The 21477-nt window shown below is 73.1% G+C and carries 15 protein-coding genes; 9 read left to right on the top strand and 6 right to left on the bottom strand.

The features are described from left to right. Positions 1 to 7 precede the first annotated feature (7 nt). Genes AAFN69_RS00910 through AAFN69_RS00880 form a run of 7 tightly spaced genes read left to right on the top strand, consistent with a single transcriptional unit; the run spans position 8 to position 12376 of the window. Positions 8 to 6541: an amino acid adenylation domain-containing protein gene (locus AAFN69_RS00910; RefSeq protein WP_347726260.1), complete on the top strand. Its 6534-nt coding sequence runs from the start codon at positions 8 to 10 to the stop codon at positions 6539 to 6541. Positions 6542 to 6599: 58 nt separating this feature from the next. Further along, a complete protein-coding gene (locus AAFN69_RS00905; RefSeq protein WP_347726259.1) occupies positions 6600 to 6821 on the top strand; it encodes an MbtH family protein in 222 nt (73 codons plus the stop codon). A 28-nt stretch (positions 6822 to 6849) separates the two neighbouring features. Next, positions 6850 to 8130 carry a cation:proton antiporter gene (locus AAFN69_RS00900; protein ID WP_347726258.1) on the top strand — a complete coding sequence of 427 codons (1281 nt, stop codon included), beginning with the start codon at positions 6850 to 6852 and terminating at the stop codon, positions 8128 to 8130. Between the two features lie 28 nt (positions 8131 to 8158). After that, positions 8159 to 9652: a tryptophan 7-halogenase gene (locus tag AAFN69_RS00895; RefSeq protein WP_347726257.1), complete on the top strand. Its 1494-nt coding sequence runs from the start codon at positions 8159 to 8161 to the stop codon at positions 9650 to 9652. A gap of 18 nt (positions 9653 to 9670) precedes the next feature. Next, positions 9671 to 10864: a cytochrome P450 gene (locus tag AAFN69_RS00890; RefSeq protein WP_347726256.1), complete on the top strand. Its 1194-nt coding sequence runs from the start codon at positions 9671 to 9673 to the stop codon at positions 10862 to 10864. Between the two features lie 14 nt (positions 10865 to 10878). Beyond that, positions 10879 to 12132, top strand: coding sequence for a cytochrome P450 (locus tag AAFN69_RS00885; RefSeq protein ID WP_347726255.1), 1254 nt, complete (start codon positions 10879 to 10881; stop codon positions 12130 to 12132). A gap of 25 nt (positions 12133 to 12157) precedes the next feature. Then, positions 12158 to 12376: a ferredoxin gene (locus AAFN69_RS00880; RefSeq protein WP_347726254.1), complete on the top strand. Its 219-nt coding sequence runs from the start codon at positions 12158 to 12160 to the stop codon at positions 12374 to 12376. 122 nt (positions 12377 to 12498) lie between these two features. On the opposite strand, the gene AAFN69_RS00875 is transcribed toward AAFN69_RS00880, so the two are convergent. After that, positions 12499 to 13617 carry an alpha-hydroxy acid oxidase gene (locus AAFN69_RS00875; protein WP_347726253.1) on the bottom strand — a complete coding sequence of 373 codons (1119 nt, stop codon included), beginning with the start codon at positions 13615 to 13617 and terminating at the stop codon, positions 12499 to 12501. Beyond that, positions 13604 to 14701 carry a 4-hydroxyphenylpyruvate dioxygenase gene (hppD, locus tag AAFN69_RS00870; RefSeq protein WP_347726252.1) on the bottom strand — a complete coding sequence of 366 codons (1098 nt, stop codon included), beginning with the start codon at positions 14699 to 14701 and terminating at the stop codon, positions 13604 to 13606. The genes AAFN69_RS00875 and hppD overlap by 14 nt, the downstream gene beginning before the upstream one ends. 370 nt (positions 14702 to 15071) lie before the next feature. Here hppD and AAFN69_RS00865 point away from each other — a divergent pair, with 370 nt between their 5' ends. Both AAFN69_RS00865 and AAFN69_RS00860 read left to right on the top strand, forming a co-directional pair. Then, the gene (locus AAFN69_RS00865) at positions 15072 to 16166 is read left to right on the top strand and encodes a PLP-dependent aminotransferase family protein (RefSeq protein ID WP_347726251.1); all 1095 of its coding nucleotides are present in this window, start codon (positions 15072 to 15074) and stop codon (positions 16164 to 16166) included. Continuing rightward, positions 16163 to 17308, top strand: coding sequence for a prephenate dehydrogenase (locus AAFN69_RS00860; protein WP_347726250.1), 1146 nt, complete (start codon positions 16163 to 16165; stop codon positions 17306 to 17308). The genes AAFN69_RS00865 and AAFN69_RS00860 overlap by 4 nt, the downstream gene beginning before the upstream one ends. A 247-nt stretch (positions 17309 to 17555) precedes the next feature. Here the strand turns inward: AAFN69_RS00860 and AAFN69_RS00855 are convergent, their stop codons facing one another. From AAFN69_RS00855 to AAFN69_RS00840, 4 genes are read right to left on the bottom strand one after another with little or no spacing between them, the layout of a single operon-like run. Next, positions 17556 to 18728, bottom strand: a complete 1173-nt coding sequence (locus AAFN69_RS00855) for an ABC transporter permease (RefSeq protein ID WP_347726754.1) — start codon at positions 18726 to 18728, stop codon at positions 17556 to 17558. Between the two features lie 47 nt (positions 18729 to 18775). Beyond that, entirely contained in the window at positions 18776 to 19561 is a 786-nt protein-coding gene (locus AAFN69_RS00850) for an ABC transporter ATP-binding protein (RefSeq protein WP_347726249.1), read from the bottom strand. After that, positions 19558 to 20862, bottom strand: coding sequence for a peptidoglycan-binding domain-containing protein (locus AAFN69_RS00845; RefSeq protein ID WP_347726248.1), 1305 nt, complete (start codon positions 20860 to 20862; stop codon positions 19558 to 19560). The genes AAFN69_RS00850 and AAFN69_RS00845 overlap by 4 nt, the downstream gene beginning before the upstream one ends. Next, positions 20859 to 21431, bottom strand: a complete 573-nt coding sequence (locus AAFN69_RS00840) for a hypothetical protein (RefSeq protein WP_347726247.1) — start codon at positions 21429 to 21431, stop codon at positions 20859 to 20861. Before AAFN69_RS00840 ends, AAFN69_RS00845 begins: the two co-directional genes overlap by 4 nt. Positions 21432 to 21477 lie beyond the last annotated feature (46 nt).

Raw genomic sequence — 21477 nt, 5'->3', positions numbered from 1 at the left:
TAACGCGATGCCCCGATCCCTTGTCGAAGACGTGTGGCCGCTGTCCCCGCTCCAGGAGGGCCTGCTCTTCCACGCGGCCCTCGACGACCGCTCCGGACCCGATGTCTACACCGTGCAGGCCGTCCTCGCGCTCGACGGACCGGTCGACGGCGCCCGGCTGCGCGCCGCCTGGGAGGCGCTGGTGGCCCGGCATGCGGCGCTGCGCGCCTGCTTCCGCCATGTCAGCGGCGCCCAGATGGTGCAGGTCATCGCCCGGGAGGTGACCCTGCCATGGCGTGAGGAGGACGTCAGCGCGCTGCCCGCGGACGAGGCGAGGGCCGCCGCCGACCGGGTGGCCGGCGAGGAGCTGGCCCGGCGGTTCGACCTCGCGGCGGCCCCGCTGCTGCGGATCGCCCTGGTCAAGCTCGCCGATGACCGGCACTGGATGACCGTGACCAGCCACCATGTGCTGATGGACGGCTGGTCCATGCCGGTCGTGATGAGCGAGCTGTCCGCCCTGTACGCGGCCGGCGGCGACGCCTCCGGGCTGCCGCCCACCGCCTCCTACCGCGACTATCTCGCCTGGCTGAACCGGCAGGACAAGCAGCGGGCACGGGAGGTGTGGCGGGCCGAGCTGGCCGGTCTGGACGATCCCACCCTGGTCGCGCCCGCCGACCTCACCCGGCTGCCCGACTCCGGCTTTGTGCTCACCGACCTCTCCGAGGAGCTGACGGCACGTCTGGTGAGCCTGGCACGAGGACACGGGCTGACCCTCAACACGGTGGTGCAGGGCGCCTGGGCGGTCGTGCTGGCACAGCTCGCCGGGCGGACCGATGTGGTGTTCGGCGCCACCGTCTCCGGCCGCCCCGCCGAGCTCCCCGGTGTCGAGTCCATGGTGGGGCTGCTGATCAACACCCTGCCGGTGCGGGTGCCCCTGGACGGGCGGCAGCCCGCCGTCGAGATGCTGACCGCCCTCCAGGAACGGCAGGCCGGGCTGATCGACCACCAGCATCTGGGACTGCCCGAGGTGCGCCGCCTCGGCGGCCCCGGCGCGGTCTTCGACACCCTCGTCGTCTACGAGAACTTCCCGCACGCGCCCGCGAAACCCGGCTCCCGGGGCCTGTCCATGCGCCCGGCGAAGCTCTCCCGGGACATGGCCCACTATCCGTTCACGCTGGTCGTGGCCCCCGGCGACCGGATGCACGTCAAACTCGACCATCAGCTGGAGCTCTTCGACCGGGCCACCGCCGAGGCCGTGCTGGACCGGCTGATCCGGGTGCTGGACCAGATCGCCGCGGACCCGGCGGTGCCCGTGGGGCGGCTCGCCGCAGTCGGCGGGCCGGAGCGGGACCGGGTGGTACGGGAGTGGAACACCACCGGGCCCGCCCTGTCCGGGAGTTCGGTGCCCGAGCTGTTCGCCGCGCGGGCGGCCCGCACCCCGGACGCGGTCGCCGCGGCCGACGGCGAGCGGACCGTGACCTACGCCGAACTCGACGCCGCCGCGGACCGGCTGGCGGGCCGGCTGGCGCGCCACGGCGTGCGGCGCGGTCACCGGGTCGCCGTCCTCATGGAGCGCTCGGCCGATCTGCTCACCGCGCTGCTGGCGATCTGGCGGACGGGCGCCGCGCAGGTGCCCGTGGACGTGACCAATCCGGCCGAGCGGATCACCTTCCTGCTGAAGGACAGCGCGCCGGCCGCCGTGCTCTGCACCCGCTCCACCCGGGCCGCCGTGCCCGCGGACAGCCCGGTGGAGCCGCTCGTCATCGACGATCTCCCCGCCGGCGGGGACACACCGCCGCCGGTACGGGTGACGGCGGACGATGTCGCGTATGTGATGTACACCTCCGGCTCGACCGGGACACCCAAGGGCGTGGCCGTGCCGCACGGCGCCGTCGCCGCACTCGCCGGGGACCCGGGCTGGGGCGTGCGCGAGGACGACGCGGTGCTGCTGCACGCCCCGCACGCCTTCGACGCCTCGCTGTTCGAGATCTGGGTGCCGCTGGTCTCCGGGGCCCGGGTGGTGGTGGCGGAGCCGGGCGTGGTCGACGCCTCGCGGATCCGCGACGAGATCGCCGGCGGGCTGACCGTCCTGCATCTGACCGCCGGCACCTTCCGGGTCCTCGCCGAGGAGGAGCCGGAGTGCCTCACCGGGCTGCGCGAGGTGTTCACCGGCGGCGACGTCGTCCCGGCGCAGGCCGTGCGGCGGGTCCGGGACGCCTGCCCGGGCCTGCGGATCCGGCATCTCTACGGGCCGACCGAGACCACCCTGTGCGCCACCTGGCACTCCGTCGCACCCGACCCGTCCCCCGCCGGCCCGCTGCCGATCGGACGGCCGCTGGCGGGCCGCCGCGCCCATGTCCTGGACGCCTTCCTCCAGCCGGTGCCGGCCGGGGTCGCCGGTGAGCTGTACCTCGCCGGGGAGGGAGTGGCGCACGGATACGCCGGGCGGTCCGCCGCGACCGCCCAGCGCTTCGTGGCCTCGCCGTTCGCGGACGGCGCGCGGATGTACCGCACCGGTGACCTGGCGCGCTGGACGGACGAGGGCGAACTGCTCTTCGCCGGCCGGGCGGACGACCAGGTGAAGATCCGGGGCTTCCGGGTCGAGCCGGGCGAGGTGGAGGCCGTACTCGCCGCACAGCCAGGTGTCCGGCAGGCCGTCGTCGTCGCCCGGGACGACGGCCCCGGCGGGCAGCGGCTGATCGGCTATGTCGTCGCCGAGGAGCAGGATCTCGACCCCGAACACGTCCGCGCCCAGGTCGCCGAGGTGCTGCCGGAGTACATGGTCCCGGCCATGGTGATGGCCATGGTCACCCTGCCCGTCACCGCCAACGGCAAGGTCGACCGCAAGGCGCTCCCCGCCCCCGACTTCGTCTCGCGGGTCGCCGGACGCGCCCCCGAGAGCGAGACCGAACAGCTGGTCTGCGCGCTCTTCGCCGAGATCCTCGCCCTCGAAGAGGTCGGCGCCGAGGACAACTTCTTCGACCTCGGCGGCGACTCCGGCCTCGGAATGCGCCTCGCCCGCCGGATCCGCGAGGAACTCGGTGTCGACCTGCCCGTCCGGCGGCTCTTCTCCGCGCCCACCCCGGCCGGGGTGGCCCGCGCGCTCGGCGCCAGGGTCCGGCCCGCGCTCCGGCGGGCCGAGAACCGCCCGGACCCGCTGCCCGTCACCGCGGGACAGCTCCGCACCTGGCTGCTGGACCGGCTCGGCGGCGACGGCGGGGCCGCTCCCGCGCACCACGCGCTCGCGTTCCGGATCCGCGGCGCCCTCGACCGGGAGGCGCTGACGGCGGCGGTGGGCGATGTCGCCGACCGCCACGAGATCCTGCGCACCGTCTTCCCCGGCACCGGCCGCTCGGTGCGCCAGCGGGTGCTCGCACCGGAGGACGGACGGCCCGGACTCCGGCTCACCGGGGCCCGCGAGGAGGAACTGCCCGAACTGCTCCGGCGGGCGACGGCCCACACCTTCGACCTCACCCGCGAGGTGCCCTGGACCCGGACCCTCTTCGCCCTCTCCGACACCGAACATGTCCTGCACCTCCTCGTGCACCGCATCGCCGCCGACACGCGGTCGACCGGCGTGCTGATGCGCGACCTGGCCGCGGCCTACGGCGCCCGGCGCCGGGGACGGGCCCCCGAGCGGGCGCCGCTGTCCCTGCAATTCGCCGACTACGCGCTGTGGGAGCGGGAGCTGCTGAGCGGCGAGCAGGACCGCGAGACGCTGGCCTGGGACGAGATCCAGTTCTGGCGCGGCGCCCTCGAAGGCGCCCCGGGGGAGCTGGAACTGCCCGCGGACCGCGCCCGTCCGGTGCTGCCCACCCGCCGGGCCGGATCCGTGCCGGTCCTGCTGGGTGCCGAGACGCACGCCCGGCTCGCCGCGGCGGCCGAGGCGTCGGGGACCGGCGCCTTCACCGTGGTCCAGACGGCCCTCGCGCTGCTGCTCGGCCGGCTCGGCGCGACCGACGACGTCACCGTCGGCACGGTGCTGCCGCGCAGCGACGACGAGGTCGAACTGGAGGGTCTGGTCGGCGCCTTCGAACGGCCCCTCGCCCTGCGCACCGACCTCTCCGGCGACCCCGTCTTCGCCGAGCTGCTGGGCAGGGTGCACGAGGCCGGCCGGGAGGCCCGCCGCCGCCAGGACGTGCCCTTCGCCCGGCTGCTGGACGCCCTCGATCTGCCACCCGCCCCCGACCGCCACCCCGTCTTCCAGGTCGCCCTCGATGTCCGCGACGAGGCCGAGGACCCCTGGGACTCCTGGCAGCTGCCGGGGCTGAGCACCGGCCCCGTCGAACTCGGCACCGAGGCGACGGAGTTCGATCTCTCGCTCCGTCTCGACGCGACCGAGGGCCCCGACGGCGCGCCGGGCGGTCTGACGGGCGAACTGCGGTACGCCACCGACCTGTTCGACCGGGCCACGGCGGCCGTCCTCGCCGCGCGTCTGGTCCGGGTCCTGGAACAGGTCGCCGCCGACCCGGAGCTGCGGATCGGGGACATCGATCTGCTGCTGGACGACGCCGAGCGGCGGGCGGTCCTGGCATCCGGTGACGACGACGGCACCGAGCCGCCCGCGACGACGGTCCTCGCGGCGCGGGCCGCGCGGGCGGCGGAGTCGCCCGGCGCGGTCGCCGCGGCGGACGCGTCCGGCCGGCTCACCCGTGCCGGGCTGGACGCGGCGGCACGGGCACTGGCCCGGCGGCTCGCGGCCCGGGGGATCGGCGCCGAGGACATCGTCGCCGTGGACCTGCCCGCGGGCACCGGGCTGGTCACCGCGGTGGCCGGGGTGCTGGAATCCGGCGCCGCGCTGTGGCCGGCCCCGGGCCCGGACCGGGCTTCGGGGGACCCCCGCCCCGCGGGGGGGGTCACCCCCGCCGCCGGCGCGGCGTCCTGGGAGGCCGCCGGGGACATCCCCGTACTCCTCGCGGACGCGGGGGACGCGCCCGTACCGCCGGCGGACGCCGGGAACGCCCCCGCACACGTCGGGACCACCGCGGACACCTCCGTACCCGCCGCGGACACCTCCGTACTCCCGGGGGACACCGGCGGAGAGGACCCCGCCGGCCAGGCGATCCCGAACCCCCCGCTCCCCGGCCACACGGCCCTGCTGCTCCCTTCCCCCGGCGGGGACGGACCCCCGGCCGCCGTCGAGCACCGGGTGCTCGCCGCCCGGGTCGCGCACCGCGCGCTCACCTCGTCCGTCTCCGGGACGGTCCTGCTGGACCCCCGGGTGCCGGCCGCCTCCCTGATCGTTCCGCTGCTCGCCGCCCTCGGCGCCGGCGGCACCGTGCGCTTCGGCACCCCCGCCGGTGACGCGGCGGGCGCGGACCTGCTGGTCACCACCGGCGCGCTCTTCGCCGAGCAGGAAGCGGACGCGGCGCGGTACCCGGAGATCCTGGTCGCCGACGGGGAGCCGCGGCGGATCCCCGCGGTCACCACCCGGGTCACCGGGCACGCACTCGCCGGGACCGGCGGCACCTGGCTGGAGGCGCGGCTCGCCCCCGGCGCGCACCCGCCCGCCTCCGGACTCCCGGCCGGCCGGCCCCTCCCGCACACCCTCGCCCGGGTCCTGGACGACCGGCTGCGCCCGGTCCCCGCCGGTGTCGAGGGGGAGCTGTACGTGGCGGGCGCCGGCCTCGCCCGGGGGTACCCGGGACGGGCCGCGCTCACCGCCGAGCGGTTCGTCGCCGACCCGTACCGGCCCGGCGGCCGGATGCTGCGGACCGGCAAGCGGGCCAGGCGCGACGCCGACGGTGTGCTGTCGCTGCGCGACCGGCGGATCACGCGGGCCGCGGGTGCGGCGGGCGGGAGCGGCGGCGAGCTGGGCGTACTGCTGCCGCTGCGTCCCGAGGGCAGCCGGCCACCGCTCTTCTGCCTGCACCCGAGCATGGGCCTGAGTTGGTCGTACGCGGCACTGGTGCCGTATCTGCCGGCCGATCTGCCGGTGTACGGAGTGCAGGCGCGCGGGCTCGCCGGGCCCGAGGAACTGCCGCGCAGCATCGAGGGGATGGCCGCCGACTACGCCGACGAGATCCGCTCGGTGCAGCCCGAGGGCCCGTACCACCTGCTCGGCTGGTCCTTCGGCGGCATGATCGCCCAGGCCATCGCCTGCCGGCTGGAGGAACTGGGCGAGGAGGTCGCGCTGCTCGCGCTGCTCGACGCCTACCCCAGCAGCGCCGGCAAGTCGGTCTCCCGGGGCCGGGGGATCTCCCGCGAGGAGCAGACATCGACCCTGATGGAGCAGGAGATCGAGGTGTCGGCGGGTGTCGACGCGCGCGGCAATCTGGGCGACCGGGTGCTGTCGCGGATGCAGGAGGTGCTGGGCAACATGGCCCGGTTCGCGCCCGGCCACACCCCGCGCCGCTTCGGCGGCGACGTCCTGCTCTTCATCGCCGCCCACGACCGCCCCGACGAACTGCCCGCCCCGGCGGCCAGGGCGAGCTGGGAGCCCTTCACCGGCGGCACGATCGAGGCCCATGAGATCCAGGTCGACCACTACCGGATGCTCCACCCCGGACATCTCCCGCCGGTGGGCCGCGTCCTGACCGAACGGCTCACCGCTTCCGAGTGACCCCGCGCATCCACCGAGCCCGATATCCGGCAGTACCGAAACAGAAGGCGAAGGACACATGACGAATCCGTTCGACAACGAGAACGGCACCTTCCTCGTACTCGTCAACGACGAGGGCCAGCACTCGCTCTGGCCGGCGTTCGCGGAGACACCGCAGGGCTGGACGGGTGTGTTCGGCGAGGCGAGCCGGGCGGAGTGCCTGGAATTCGTGGAGCAGCACTGGACCGACATGCGGCCCAAGAGCCTCATCGCCCGGATGCAGGGCGCCGGCACGGTCTGACCGGCGGCGCGCGGACGGAAGGAGACGCGTGGACACCGAACAGGTGACCGCCCTGGTCATCGGCGACGTCGCGCTCATCGTCGTCGCCTCCTGGCTCCTGGGCGCGCTGGCCCGCCGGCTGGGCCAGCCGACCGTGATCGGGCAGATCGCGGCCGGAATCGCCCTCGGCCCGACCCTGCTCGGCCGGCTGCCGGGCGATCCGACGGGGATCCTCTTCCCGCCGGAGGTGCTGCCCTTCCTGACGGTGCTCTCCCAGGTCGCCGTCGTGATCTTCATGTTCCTCGCCGGATATGAGATCAACTACCGCCAGCTGCGCGGCGGCGGGCGGTCCGTGCTGGCGGTGGCCGTGCTGGCGCTGCTGGTCCCGGCCGCGCTCGGCACCGGCGCGGTGACCTTTCTCGACGGTCTGTTCACCGCGGTCGAACCGGACGCGGGCGGCGGCACCTTCGTGATGTTCATGGCGGTGGCCTGTTCGGTGACCGCGCTGCCGGTGCTGGTGGCGATCGTCCGCGAGCGCGGTATGGCGGGCACGCCCACGGGCACCATCGCCACCACCGCGGCCGGGATCATGGACGTGGTCGCCTGGCTGGTGCTGGCCGCCGCGTTCGCCGGCACCGCCGCGCACTCCTCGGGGCCGTCGTGGCTGATGGCCCTGGTGCTGATCGTGCTCTTCGCCGCGGTCATGTTCCTGCTGGTGCGTCCGCTGCTGGACCGGCTGCTGCGGCGCACGGAGTCGTCGCTGCTCAGCCCGGTGCCGCTGGCGCTGGGACTCGCCCTGGGCAGTGCCTGGGTGACGTCCGAACTGGGACTGCACCCGGTGTTCGGCGGCTTCCTCGCGGGCCTGATCATGCCCCGCCGCAATGAGGTCCCGGACGCCGAGATCCTCCGCCCGATGGAGCAGACGGCGGGGCTGCTCCTGCCGCTCTTCTTCGTCACCACCGGGCTGAAGTTCGACATCGGCACGCTCGACACCGACGGGCTGGTGCTGCTGGCGCTGGTCCTGGCCATCGCCGTCGCCGGCAAGCTCGTCCCGGCGTACGCGGCCTGCCGGTTCACCGGACTCGGCCCCCACCAGTCGGCACGGGTGGCGGCGCTGGTGAACACCCGCGGGCTCACCGAACTGATCGTGCTCAATGTGGCGCTCGAAGCCGGCGTGATCGGCCCCGGGCTTTTCACGGTGCTCGTCCTCATGGCCCTTGTCACCACTTTTATGACCGGGCCACTGCTGACCTTGATCGGAAGAAATGAGCGTCCGGAGAAGGAAAATGGACGGGTTGACGAGTCCGCCGGGCGAATTCAGGCTCAATGAGAACGCAGACACGGATGGGGAGTTGGCTGTGGCAGCAAATACCGAAGAATTCGATGTGGCCGTCGTCGGTGGCGGACCCGCTGGTTCCACCCTCGCCGCACTCGTCGCCAAACAAGGACACCGGGTCGTCGTACTCGAAAAGGAGACCTTCCCGCGCTATCAGATCGGTGAATCGCTGCTGCCGTCCACCATTCACGGCGTGTGCCGGCTCTCCGGAGCCGCGGACGACCTCGCCAAGGCGGGGTTCCCGCTCAAGCGCGGCGGCACCTTCCGCTGGGGTGCCCGGCCCGAGCCCTGGACCTTCTCCTTCTCCGTCTCGCCCCGCATGGCGGGCCCGACCTCCGTGGCGTACCAGGTCGAGCGGTCGAAGTTCGACGACATCCTGCTGAAGAACGCCCGCAAACAGGGCGCCGACGTCCGGGAGGGTGTCTCGGTGCGCGGGGTCATCGAGGACGGCGAGCGGGTACGCGGCGTCGCCTGGACCGACACCGACGGCACCGAGCGCGAGATCCGTGCCCGGTACGTGGTCGACGCCTCCGGCAACAAGAGCCGGCTGTACAACAAGGTCGGCGGCGTCCGCGAGTACTCCGACTTCTTCCGCAGCCTCGCCCTCTTCGGCTACTTCGAGAACGGCAGGAGGATGCCCGAGCCCAACCGCTTCAACATCCTCTGCGTGGCCTTCGAGAGCGGCTGGTTCTGGTACATACCGCTCAGTGACACCCTGACCAGCGTCGGCGCCGTCGTCCGGCGGGAGATGGCCGAGAAGATCCAGGGCGACCCGGAGAAGGCGCTGCGCGGGCTGATCGACGAGTGCCCGATGATCGCCGACTACCTCAACGGCGCCACCCGTGTCACCGAGGGCCAGTACGGCGAGATCCGGGTCCGCAAGGACTACTCGTACCACCACACCACCTTCACCCGGCCCGGCATGATGCTCGTCGGCGACGCCGCCTGCTTCGTGGACCCGGTCTTCTCCTCCGGTGTGCACCTGGCCACCTACAGCTCACTGCTCGCCGCCCGCTCCCTCAACAGCGTTCTGGAGGGGAAGGTCGACGAGGACGCCGCGATGCGGGAGTTCGAGGCCCGCTACCGGCGCGAGTACGGCGTCTTCTACGAGTTCCTGGTCTCCTTCTACGAGATGCACCGCGACGAGAACTCCTACTTCTGGCAGGCCAAGAAGGTCACCGCGAACAACGAGCCGGAGCTCCAGTCGTTCGTGGAGCTGATCGGCGGTGTCTCCTCCGGCGAGCAGGGCCTGATGAACGCCGGGGCGCTGAGCGACCGGCTGGCGGAGAACTCCGAGGAGTTCGCCTCCGCCGTGGAGAAGTACGCCGCGAACGACGACGGCAGCTCCGTACCGCTGTTCACCTCGTCCGTGGTGCGCAACGCCATGCAGGAGTCGGGCCAGGTACAGCTGCGGGCGCTGCTCGGCGAGGACGCCGAACCCGAGGCGCCGCTCTTCCCCGGCGGTCTGGTCTCCTCCGCCGACGGCATGTACTGGCTGCCGGCCAAGACCGGCTGAGGGAGGAGAGACCCCGCGATGGCGTCCCGTGACGTCCCCGTCCACAGCCGCCGGGACCGGTTCGACCCGGTCCCGGAGCTGGTCGAACTGCGCGGTAAGTGCCCGGTGCTCCGCACCGAACTGCACGGCGGCCCCTCCAGCCAGGTCGTCGGCTGGCTGGTCACCGGCAACGACGAATCCCGTGAGGTGCTCAGCGACCAGCACCGGTTCACCATGCTGCCGCCCGCCGACACCGAGGAGCAGTCCCGCAGGCTCCAGAACATCGGCAACCTTCTGCACTACGACCCGCCGGAGCACAGCCGGCTGCGCAGGATGCTCAACCCCGAATTCACCATGCGGCGGCTGCGGCGGCTCCAGCCCCGTATCGACGACGTCGTGGAGGAGTGCCTCGACGCGATGGAGCAGGCCGGGTCGCCGGCCGATCTGATGCGGCACTTCGCCTGGCAGATCCCGGGCCATACCTCCTGCGAACTGCTGGGGGTGCCCCGCGACGACCGGGCGGAGCTCTCCCGCCATCTCGACATCACCCGCGACGACGGCCGGGGGCGGGCCCGCCAGATGGCCGCCGGCCGGGCCTTTCGCGCCTACTTCGGCCGCTTCACCGAGCGGCAGCGCCGGGACCCCGGCGAGGATCTGCTGGGCATGCTGGTGCGCGAGTACGGCGACGGGATCACCGATGAGGAACTGGAGGGCCTGGCCGCGTCGCTGACCTCGGCCGGTATCGAGAACGTCGCCGCCATGCTGGGACTCGGCACCCTCGCACTCCTCGAACACCCCGGCCAATTCGCCAGGCTCTGCGAGGATCCGGGCCTCATCGACCGCGCGGTGGAGGAACTGCTGCGCTACGTCACGGTGATCCCGACCCTCTCGCCGCGCACCGCGCTGGAGGACGTACCGCTCGGCGGGCAGGTGGTGCCGAAGGGGGAGCGGGTCATCTGCTCCGCCTTCGCGGTGAACCGGATCGCCGCCCCCGGCGATGACACGGACGACGGCCTCGACATCACCCGTGAGACCCGGCCGCACATGGCGTTCGGGCACGGCGTGCACCACTGTCTCGGCGCCCCGCTGGCCCGGATGCAGCTGCGCACCGCCTTTCTGGCGCTGGCGCGGCGCTTCCCGGGGCTGCGGCTCGCCGTTCCGCACGACGAGATCCGGTTCCGTACGCCGTCCTCGCGGGCCTACTCCGTGGACGCGCTGCCGGTGGCCTGGTAGGAGGAGAACGCTTCATGCCCCAGCAGAACCAACAGCGGGCCCCGCAGGAGCCGCCGCAGGCGCAGGCGTACCCCGAACTGCTCTACACCCGGCGCACCCGCTTCGACCCGGCGGACGAACTGCGCGCCGCCGCCCCCCTGAGCAGCTATGTCATCGGCCCCAACGAGTCGGACGAATGGGTCTGGCTCGCCACCGGCTACGCCGAGGTGCGCCGCATCCTCGGCGACCACACCAACTTCAGCACCCGCCGCCGGTGGGGCGCCGCGGGACCCGACTGGCGCCCGCCGGAGCTGGTGGGCCATCTGATGGACTACGACCCGCCGGAGCACACCCGGCTGCGCCAGATGCTCACCCCCGAGTTCACCGTACGGCGGCTGCGGCGGCTGGAGCCGGGCATCGAGGAGATCATCGAGGACCACCTGGACACCGTCGAGGCCACCGGCCCCGGCGCCGATCTGATGTCGCTGTTCGCCCAGCCCGTGCCGGGCGAGGTGCTGTGCGAGCTGATCGGAGTGCCCCGCGACGACCGGCCCGAGTTCCTGCGCCACTGCCACCGGCATCTGGACTTCTCCCGCAGCCGGAAGGTACGGGCGGCGGACGGCGCCGCGTTCTCCCACTATCTGCTGTCGATGGTGGCGCGGCAGCGCAAGGACCCCGACGACGGCTTCATCGGCGCGCTGGTGCGCGAGCACGGCGACCGCTTCACCGACGACGAGATGCGCGGTGTGTGCGTCCTGCTGATCCTCGCCGGCATCGACAACATCGAGGGCATGTTCGGCCTCGGCGTCCTGGCGATGCTGGAGAACCCGGACCAGCTTCCGCTGCTGCTCGGCCGGCGCGACGGCGGACCGGCCAAGGACGGCGGGCGGCTCGCCTCCGACCGCGCCCTGGACGAACTGATCCGCTACATGTCGGTGGCGAACGCGCCCACCCCGCGCACCGCCGTCAACGACGTGACCATCGGCGACCAGGTGATCAGGGCCGGCGAGACCGTCATCTGCTCGCTCACCATGGCCAACCGCGACCCGGCCCTCACCAGCGGACCGGACCGGCTCGACCTCGCCCGCGAGCCGGTCGCCCATGTCGCCTTCGGCCACGGCGTCCACCACTGTCTGGGCGCCGCGCTGGCCCGCACCGAACTGCGCCTCGCCTACCGGGCGCTGTGGCGGCGCTTCCCGGAGCTGCGGCTCGCCGTACCCGCCGGCGAGGTGCGCTTCTACAACCGCGCGCTCGCCCATGGAGTGCACCGGCTGCCGGTCGCCTGGTGACCGGCGGAGAGGAGACGGCAGACCGATGGAGATCCGGATCGACCGCGACAAGTGTGTGAGCGGCGGTGTCTGCGCGATGTTCGCGCCCCAGGTCTTCGACCAGGACGACGAGGGCGTGGGCGTCGTCGACAACGCCGCACCGGCCGCGGCGCTCGCCGCGGCCGTGCGGTCGGTCGTCTGGCGCTGCCCGGGGCATGCCATCTCGGTCCACGACCGGGAACCGGCACCCGGGCCGCACCGCTGAGCCGCCGGGACCGGGCGCGGGGGAGGGGGCCGGGATCACCCGGCCCCCTCCCCCGTACCTTTCACGGACCCGGGCTCTCTCCTCCGGATCGGGCCGGCCCGGCAGGATCCGGAAGAGAGGCCCTACCCGCTCCCGCCCGCCCGCGAGGTCTCCAGCCGCCGCGCCTCCGCGACCCCCGCGCACCCGGCCAGCCCCAGCGCGTCCCTCAGCTCGTCCGCCAGGAGTTCCAGCACCTGCCGTACGCCCTCCTCGCCGCCGGCCGCCAGCCCCCAGACCGGGGCGCGGCCCACCAGCACGCCCGACGCCCCGAGCGCGAGGGCCTTGAGGACATCCGTGCCGCCGCGCACCCCGCCGTCCAGGAAGATCTCGCATGCCCCGCCCGCGGACGCCGCCACGGCGGGCAGCGCGTCCACGGCGGTCACCGCGCCGTCCAGCTGACGGCCGCCGTGATTGGAGACCACCAGGGCATCCACGCCGTGCTCCACCGCGCGCCGCGCGTCCCGGGGATCCAGTACGCCCTTGAGCACGATCGGCAGCCCGGTGCAGGCCCGCAGCCGCTCCACCGAATCCCAGGTCAGGGCGGGGGAGAACGCCTGTGCCGTGTGCGCGGCCACCGCCGACACCCCCTTGCCGCCCCGGTGCGCCGCCGAGGGGGCGTCGCCCAGATGGACCGCGCGGACATGGTCCGGCAGCGCGAACCCATTGCGGACATCCCGCAGCCGGCGCCCCATCCACGGCACATCGACGGTGAGCACGATCGCCTGGCAGCCGGCCGCCTCCGCCCGGCGGACCAGATCCAGCGTCCGCCCGGTGTCCCGCAGCCAGTAGAGCTGGAACCAGACCGAGCCGCCGGCCGCCGTGACCTCCTCCACCGGCGTACTGCTCAGGGTCGCCACGGTGAACGGCACCCCCGCCGCCTTCGCGGCCCGCGCGGTCGCCGCCTCGCCCCCGGGATGGACCAGCCGGTGGTACGCCACCGGCCCGATCGCCACCGGCAGCCGCACCGCCCGCCCCAGCAGCGTCGACTCCGTACCGCATGCGGACACGTCGTTGAGGACCCGGGGCCGCAGGAACACCCCGTCGAAGGCGGCCCGGTTGGCCGCCAGCGACAGCTCCCGGCCGCTGCCCCCGGCGATGAAGTCCCACACATCGGGCGGCAGCGCCGCGGCGGCGGCCCGCTCGACATCGTCCATGTCGAGCGGGACCGCCGCCGGGACGCGGCCGGTGTCACCGCCGGCCATGCCGCCCGGTCTTCTCCAGTTCCACCGCCTCGTACAGCGCCTTGATGTTGGCGCTGCCGAAGGTGCTCGCGCCCTGCCGCTCGATGACCTCGAAGAACAGCGTGCGCTTGGGGTGCGTGGAGGCGGTGAATATCTGGAACAGCTGGCCGCCGTGGTCCTCGTCCGCGAGCAGCCGCGCCTCCCGCAGCCTGTCGATGGAGTGCGTCCGGGGCGAGATCCGGCCGTCGAGCAGGTCGTAGTAGGTGTCCGGGGTGTTCAGGAAGCGGACGCCGCGCTCGCGCAGCGTGCGGACCGAGCGCACGGCGTCGTCGCTGGAGAAGGCGATGTGCTGGACGCCGGCCCCGTCGTGGTTCTTCAGGAAGTCGTCGATCTGCCCCGGCTCGGCCTTGGTGTCGGGCTCGATCAGGGTGAAGGTCACCGCGCCGTTCGGGCTCTGCACCACCTTCGACTCCATCGCCTGCGTGCCGACGGTGATCCGCTCCTCGAAGATCTCGTGAAAGCCGAGGGCGTTGCGGTAGAACCGCACACTGGTGGCGAGGTCGCCGGCGGGGAGGCAGACCGCGAAGTGGTCGATCTCCAGCAGACCCACCTCGCCGGCGAAGGCGGGCCGCTCCCCGGCGACGGGAGTGAACCCCGCCGGGAGCCCGTCCGGCGCCCCGGGCTCGCGTTCCACCAGCGTGTGGACGACATCCCCGAAGCCGCCGATGAGCGCGGTCGCCCGCGGCCCGTCGCCCGGAGTCCGCTCCGGCGCGCGCAGCGCACGGGCCCCGCCGGAGACGGCGGAGGCGAACGCGGCGGAAACGTCCCGGGTGCGCAGCGCGATGTCGGCGACCCCGTCGCCATGGGCCGGGAGATACGCGGACGCGGGGTGCCGGTCGCTCAGCGGGGTCGTCAGGACCAGGGTGATATCGCCGTGCCGGAGGGCGACACTGCTGTGATCGGCACCGGTGCTCTCGCCGGCCACGGCGAACCCGTAGGCGTCCCGCCAGCCCCGGGCCGCCGTCTCCAGGTTCTCCACATACAGCTCAACGTAGTCGATCGTGTAATGGCTGATGGGCTTGCTTCCGCTCGCTCGATCATTCATGGCGGTTCCCCGGATCGAAGAAGGATCGGAAATTGCGGGCCCAACCGTACAACTCGATCCGCGAATACCGCAGGTGTCAGAACTTGGGCACCCCTGTCAAAGCAGAGCGGCGTTGTCACACCTGGCCGAGTACGTGATACTGACCCGCATGCCGATCCGGGAAGAACTTGCGGAATTGAGTTCGGAGCCGCTGCACGCATCGCTCACCGCTGCGTCCATGGAGTCGATGAATCTGCTGAACAATATTGCCGGAGCCTATCCCGACGCAATTTCGTTCGCGGCCGGCCGGCCCTGCGAAGAATTCTTCGAAACGGATCAAGTCCATGAATACCTGAAGGTGTTCACGGACTATCTGCGACATGAGCGCGGAATGACGCGGCAGCAGGTCTCCCGCACCCTCCTCCAGTACGGCGACACCAAGGGTGTGATCAACGGGCTGATCGCCCGCAACCTCTCCGTCGACGAGGGCATCGACGCCGACCCGCGCTCCATCGTCGTCACCGTCGGCTTCCAGGAGGCCCTCTTCCTGGTGCTGCGCGCCCTGCGCGCCGACGACCGCGACACGCTGCTCGCCCCGTCCCCGACCTATGTGGGCCTCACCGGCGCCGCCCTCCTCACCGATCTGCCCGTACTGCCCGTGCCCTCCGGGGAACACGGCCTCGACCTGACGGAGCTGGCGCGCCTGCTGCACACCGCGCGCGCCGCCGGCCGCCGGGTGCGCGCCTGCTATGTCACCCCGGACTTCGCCAACCCCGTGGGCGTCAGCATGACCGTCGCCGACCGGCACCGGCTGCTGGAGATCGCCGCGTCGGAGGGGCTGCTGCTGCTGGAGGACAACCCCTATGGAATCTTCCACCGCACCCCGGACCGCCGCCCGCCCACACTGAAGTCGCTCGACACCGGGAACCGGGTCGTCTACCTCGGCTCCTTCGCCAAGAGCGGGGTCGCGGGCGCCCGGGTCGGCTTCGCCGTCGCCGACCAGCCGGTGGGCGGCGGGCTGCTCGCCGACGAGCTGTCGAAGATCAAGAGCATGCTGACGGTGAACACCTCACCGATCGCCCAGGCCGTCATCGGCGGCAAGCTGATCGCCTCCGATTTCAGCCTGGTGGCCGCCAACGCCCGGGAAACCGCCGTCTACCAGGGCAATCTCACCCGGGTACTGGAAGGGCTCGCCAAGCGGTTCGGGGAGCTGGACGGGGTGACCTGGAACAGACCCGACGGCGGGTTCTTCGTGGTCGTCACCGTGCCGTTCACCGTGGACGACGCCTTCCTCGAGTACGCGGGGGACGAGCACGGCGTGCTGTTCACCCCCATGCACCACTTCTTCGGCGCGGGCACCGACTCCCGTCAACTGCGGCTCTCCATCTCCACCCTGACCCCCGGGCAGATCGAGGAGGGGCTCGACCGGCTGGCCGCCGCCGTCACCTCGCGCCTGCCCGGCACTCCCCTGGGCGCGGTCTCGTGATCCGCACCCTGGCCGTCGTCGGCACCGGACTGATCGGCACCTCGGTGGCGCTCGCCGCCGCCCGGCGCGGCGTCACCGTCCACCTCCTCGACACCGACGCCGCCGCGCTCCGCACCGCCGAGCTGCTCGGCGCCGGCACCGCGCGGCCGGCCGCGGAACCGGTGGATCTCGCGGTGCTCGCCGTACCCCCGAGCAAGGTCGCCGATGTGCTCTCGGAACAGCAGAGACGGGGCCTGGCGCTCGGCTACACGGACGTGGCCAGCGTGAAGGCCGGACCGGAACGCGAGGTGCTGGCCCGCGCCCCGCGGCCCGCGCACTTCATCGGCGGCCACCCGCTGGCCGGCCGGGAGCGCTCCGGGCCGCTCGCCGCGCGCGCCGATCTCTTCCGGGACCGGACCTGGGTGCTCACCCCCTCCCGGCTCACCTCCAAACGCGTCTTCGATCGCGCGCTGGAGCTGATCGCCCTCTGCGGAGGCGTACCCATGGTCATGCGGAGCTCGGCCCACGACGAGACCGTGGCGATCACCTCCCACGCCCCGCACCTGATGGCCAGCCTGGTCGCGGCCCGGCTCGGCGGCCGGCCGCCGGTCACCGCGCTCCTGGCCGGCCAGGGGTTCCGGGACGCCACCCGGATCGCCCGCGGCGAGGCCCGGCTGTGGACCGACATCATCGAGACCAACGCCGCCGAGATCGCCGGCGTCCTCACCGCCCTGGAGTCCGACCTCGGCCGGCTGCTCACGGCGATGCGGGACCTGTCGGCACGGGATCCGCGGAACCGGGTGCGCAGCCGCGCGGACCTCACCGACCTGCTGGAACGCGGTGTCGCCGCACTGGAGGCGCTGCCCGCCCCGGCCTCCGGCCCGCTCGCCGCCGGCACCGCCCGGGTCGGCGTCACCATCGCCGACCGCCCGGGGGAACTCGCCCGGCTGCTGGGCACCGCGGCCGGATACGGCGCCGGCCCCGACACCGTCACGGCACCGGTCGCCCCGCACACCCCGGACGGGCCGCTGGTGATCCGCTTCGAGCTGGCGGCGGCCGAGGCGGACACACTGGTGGAGAAACTGGCCGCGGCGGGCTGGGCGGCCGTACGCGAGAACGACGCCCCGGGAACGTCGCCCGCGCTCGCGGCCGCCCGCGGCTGACGGCGGCTCCGGCTCCGGCATCCGCTCCCGCCGGGTCGGCTCTCCCCACTGCCGGCGCCTCCGCCGGGACCGCACCCGCACCCGCACCCGCACCCGCTCCCGCCGCCGCCCTCCGGCACACCGGAAAACCTCTTCAGCGCACCGGAAACCCTCCCCGGCCGTGTGGCCGGGGAGGGTACGGGTCCGGAGAGGTCCGGACCCGGCACGGTGCCCCTCGCCGGGGGAGTTACCAAGGGGCAGCGCGTGATCAGGGTGTCGCCAGCGCCTCCGTGGGAGGCAGCCGGGCCGCGCGCACCGCCGGGTAGAAACCCGCCAGCGCGCCGATGATCAGTGTCGAGCCGATCCCGCCGGCCATCGCCCAGACCGGGACGACCGAAGGCCAGCTCTGGTAGGACGCGTATCCGATGGTCACCGCGATCCCCAGGGCCACCCCGCCGGCGCCGCCGAGCAGCGACAGCAGCTGCGACTCGCACAGGAACTGATTCCGGATCTGGCCCCGGGTGGCCCCCAGCGACCGGCGCAGACCGATCTCGGAGCGGCGTTCCAGCACGGAGATGACCATGGTGTTGGCCACGCCGACCCCGCCGACCAGCAGTGCCACGGCACCGAGTCCCAGGAGCAGTCCGCTCAGGGTGTCGTCCGTCGCCTCCTTGGCCGCGAGCGCGTCGGAGGGCCGGGAGACGGCGACCTCGTCGGGCTTCTCCGGATTGATGGTGGCACCGAGGATGCCCCGCACCTCGCTGACGTGCGCCTCCACGGCCCGAGCGTGGATCTCGGTCGGGTAGCCGTCGAATTCGAGGTTCTTCTCCGCGTAGGGCCAGCCGATCAGCGCCTGGGTGTCCAGCTCCGGGATCAGCTCGTTGGGCGCGAGCACGCCGATCACGGTGAACCAGCGGTCGGCGAGCCACACCTGGATGTCCGGTCCGGCGCGGTGCACCCCGAGCTGTTCGGCGGCGCTGGGGCCGAGCACCACCGACGGATAGCGGTCGTTGGCCGAATTCAGCCAGCGGCCGTCGCTCAGCTTCGCACCGGTCGTCTCGACCAGATTGGTCTTCGCCGCCTTGACGGCGATACCGCTGGTCTCGGCCACGGGGATGTGGTCGTTGCGGTAGACCTTGGCGTCGATCTTGCCGAGCGCCGTCACCGACTCCACATCCGGGAGATGGTCCACCATCTGCACCGACTCGCGCGGCAGCCGGGAGGCGTCACCGCTGAGCGAGGGGCCCGGTGTGGCGGAGAGCAGATTGGTGCCCAGGGCGCTCAGCCGCCGGTTCAAATCCTCCGTGCTGGAGGTGGAGATGCCCACCACGCCCACCATCGCCGCGATGCCGATGGCGATGCCCAGCGCGGACAGGAACACCCGCATCGGGCGGGCCCGCAGCCCGTACCCGCCGACCCGCAGCACATCGGCCGGACTCATCCGGGCCGGGCGGGGCCGGGCGCCGGCCGCGCGCCGGCCGGACCCCGTCACCGCTCCGCCCCGGGCGCGGCGGCCGCGATCTCCCGGCCCGCGCCGTCCTGACCCGGGAGATCCCGGCCCGCCGCCCGCCGGCCCGGGATCCCCCGGTCCCCGGCGGCGGGGTCCGCCGAGTCGTGCTCGATCCGCCCGTCCTTCAGCCGCACCTCGCGCGGCAGCGACGCGGCGACATCCCGGTCGTGTGTGATGACGACGACTGTGGTGCCGGCCTCGTTCAGCTCGTGCAGCAGCTCCAGCACGGTCGCGCCGGACCGTGAGTCGAGCGCGCCGGTCGGCTCGTCGGCCAGCAGCAGCGGGGGATCGCCGAGCACCGCCCGGGCGATGGCGACTCGCTGCTTCTCGCCGCCGGAGAGCTGATGCGGCTCGTGGTACAGCCGGTGCCCGAGCCCCACCCGGCGCAGCGCCGTCTCGGAGAGCCGGCGCCGCTCGGCGCGCGGGGTGCCGCTGTAGAGCAGTCCGTCGGCGACGCTGTCCAGCACCGGGATGCCCGCGGTGAGATGGAACTGCTGGAACACGAAGCCGATCGTGCCGGCCCGCAGCGCCGACAGCTCGCGGTCGTTCAGCTCCTCCACCGGGTGGCCGTCGACCCGGACATGTCCGGAGGTCGGGCGGCTCAGCGTGCCCATGATGTTGAGCATGGTCGACTTCCCGGACCCGGACGGACCGACGATGGCGACGAGTTCACCGCGCCCGATCACCAGATTCGTGTCGGCCAGCGCGACGACATCCCCGTACCGCTGGGAGACCTCCGTCAACTCGACCACGGCATCGGTCACTTCGGCACCCCCACATCCATGCCTTCCTTCAGGCCCGGACCCGTGACCTCGACCAGTCCGTTGGCGAACATCCCCAGCTTCACCGGCACCATGTCCCCGCTCCCGCCGGCCGCCGCCGGGACCTCCAGGGTGTAGCCCCCGCCCGGCCGTGCCATCAGCGCGTTGACCGGCACCGCGAGGACGTCCTTGCGGCTGTCGGCCTCCAGGATCACGTCCACGGAAGCGGCCTGGTAGCGGCCCAGCTTCTTCTGGTCATCGATCTTCAGCCGGACCGGCAGGGTCGCCTCGTCCGCGCCCTGGCTCTCGCCGCCCGCCGCGGCCCCGGCCCCGGCGGCGGCGGCGTCGCCGCCCGCGGTGCCGATGTCGGTGACCTCGCCGACCACGGTGCTCCCGTCGGGCAGCCGGACCGTGGCCTTCGAGCCCTCCTTCACCAGGTCCTCGTACCGGGGGTCCAGATCCACCGAGACGATCCGCTTGGTTCCCGTCCAGGTCAGCACCTCGCCGCCGGCGAGCGCGCCGGGCGAGGTCTTCAGCTTCGCGACCCGCCGCGACCCGGACGCGACCACCGCGTCCCCGGGCCGTACGGTCCCGGTCTCCTCGGCGTTGAGGTCGTCCTGCCACTCCTTGACCGCCTCGGCGGTGCCGGAGGTGTACTCGTCGTTCACCGTGAAACCGTCGTAGCCCAGCGCGTCGAGGTTGCGCTCCAGCATCCGCACATCGGCGCCCTCACTGCCCGGCTCCAGCGTGCGGTAGAAGGGGATCGCCCCGTACAGCAGCGGCACCTCGCGCTCGTTGACCCGGTAGACGGCCTCGCCGCGGGAGAGCGTGTCGCCCTCGCCGGGCACCCGGGTGATGAACTCGTCACCGCCGCCGCCCTGCCCGCCGCCCTGCCCGCCCTGTCCGGACGCGGCCGAGCCGTCGGTGACCGTGGTCGGCTCCCCGTGCCCCAGGGTGCCGTCCACGGACTCGGTGCTGGTCAGCGTCATCCGCTGGATCTTGGCGGTGGCGACCGGCCGGTCGGGGGCGGCCGTCGTGGAGGAACCGTCGTCACCGCTCAGCACACCCGTGGCGGCGAGTGCCCCGGCGGCGACCACGGCGATGGCGACCACCACGATGAGGGCCGTACGGCGGGTGCGGCGCCTGCGCCGGTCCACCGGCGGCCGGTCGGCCTCCTCGGCCGGCGCCGGCTTTCCCGCCTCCTCGGCGACGGCCGGTGTCCGGTCCGTCTCCTCCGTGACCGCCGGGGCCCCGCCGGGCGCCACGACGGCCGGCAGGTGTTCCGCCTCTTCCTGTGTGGTCACCGGCCTCCGCCACCCTGGATCATCATGCCGCCGCCGGGCCACTTGTCCTGGCAGGCCGCACGGGCCTTCTGGAAGGCGGGGTCGCCCATCCTGAGCCCGGCGCCGGCGAAGTCGAGCGCCATCTGGCCGCCGTTGATCTCGGGGTCCGGGAACTTCGGCACACCGTTTCCGCGGATGCACTCCGCCCAGGCGGCCACCTTCGTCGGGTCGAGCGGCTTGCCGCCCTGCTCCTGGCCCTGCTGGGCCTGCGGAGCCTTGTCACGGCAGGCTTCCATGGCGCCCTGGAACTGCGGCGAGTTGGTGTCGACGTCACCCGCGTTCATGCGGACACCGCCATCGGCCTGCTGCGGATCGGGGAAGTCCGGCACGCCCTCGGCACGCATGCAATCCGCGAACACCAGAGCCTGGTCGAAGGCGCTGTTGGCCGACGGTGAGGAGTCCGAGCCCCCCTTGGCATCGTCGCCATCGCCGGACGAATCAGAACATCCGCTGATCAAAGCACCGGTGAGCAGCAGGGATACGGGAAGAAGTGCGCGCCGGATCAGAACACGGCGGGGTGTGGAGAACATGCAGCGAGTTCTACGCCGTTCCCGGTTACACGCGGGGAACAACCGT

Source organism: Streptomyces sp. CAU 1734, from assembly GCF_039888735.1.
Taxonomy (GTDB): Bacteria; Actinomycetota; Actinomycetes; order Streptomycetales; family Streptomycetaceae; genus Streptomyces.
Note: the sequence above shows the minus strand (reverse complement) of the source record. Positions and strands in the feature narration are given on the sequence as shown.

Bases quoted from the DNA above. Each gene is read 5' to 3' on its own strand.
- AAFN69_RS00910 (WP_347726260.1), top strand. From the start codon at position 8: ATGCCCCGATCCCTTGTCGAAGACGTGTGGCCGCTGTCCCCGCTCCAG.
- AAFN69_RS00905 (WP_347726259.1), top strand. From the start codon at position 6,600: ATGACGAATCCGTTCGACAACGAGAACGGCACCTTCCTCGTACTCGTC.
- AAFN69_RS00890 (WP_347726256.1), top strand. From the start codon at position 9,671: ATGGCGTCCCGTGACGTCCCCGTCCACAGCCGCCGGGACCGGTTCGAC.
- AAFN69_RS00885 (WP_347726255.1), top strand. From the start codon at position 10,879: ATGCCCCAGCAGAACCAACAGCGGGCCCCGCAGGAGCCGCCGCAGGCG.
- AAFN69_RS00880 (WP_347726254.1), top strand. From the start codon at position 12,158: ATGGAGATCCGGATCGACCGCGACAAGTGTGTGAGCGGCGGTGTCTGC.
- AAFN69_RS00875 (WP_347726253.1), bottom strand. From the start codon at position 13,617: ATGGCCGGCGGTGACACCGGCCGCGTCCCGGCGGCGGTCCCGCTCGAC.
- hppD (WP_347726252.1), bottom strand. From the start codon at position 14,701: ATGAATGATCGAGCGAGCGGAAGCAAGCCCATCAGCCATTACACGATC.
- AAFN69_RS00865 (WP_347726251.1), top strand. From the start codon at position 15,072: ATGACGCGGCAGCAGGTCTCCCGCACCCTCCTCCAGTACGGCGACACC.
- AAFN69_RS00855 (WP_347726754.1), bottom strand. From the start codon at position 18,728: ATGAGTCCGGCCGATGTGCTGCGGGTCGGCGGGTACGGGCTGCGGGCC.
- AAFN69_RS00840 (WP_347726247.1), bottom strand. From the start codon at position 21,431: ATGTTCTCCACACCCCGCCGTGTTCTGATCCGGCGCGCACTTCTTCCC.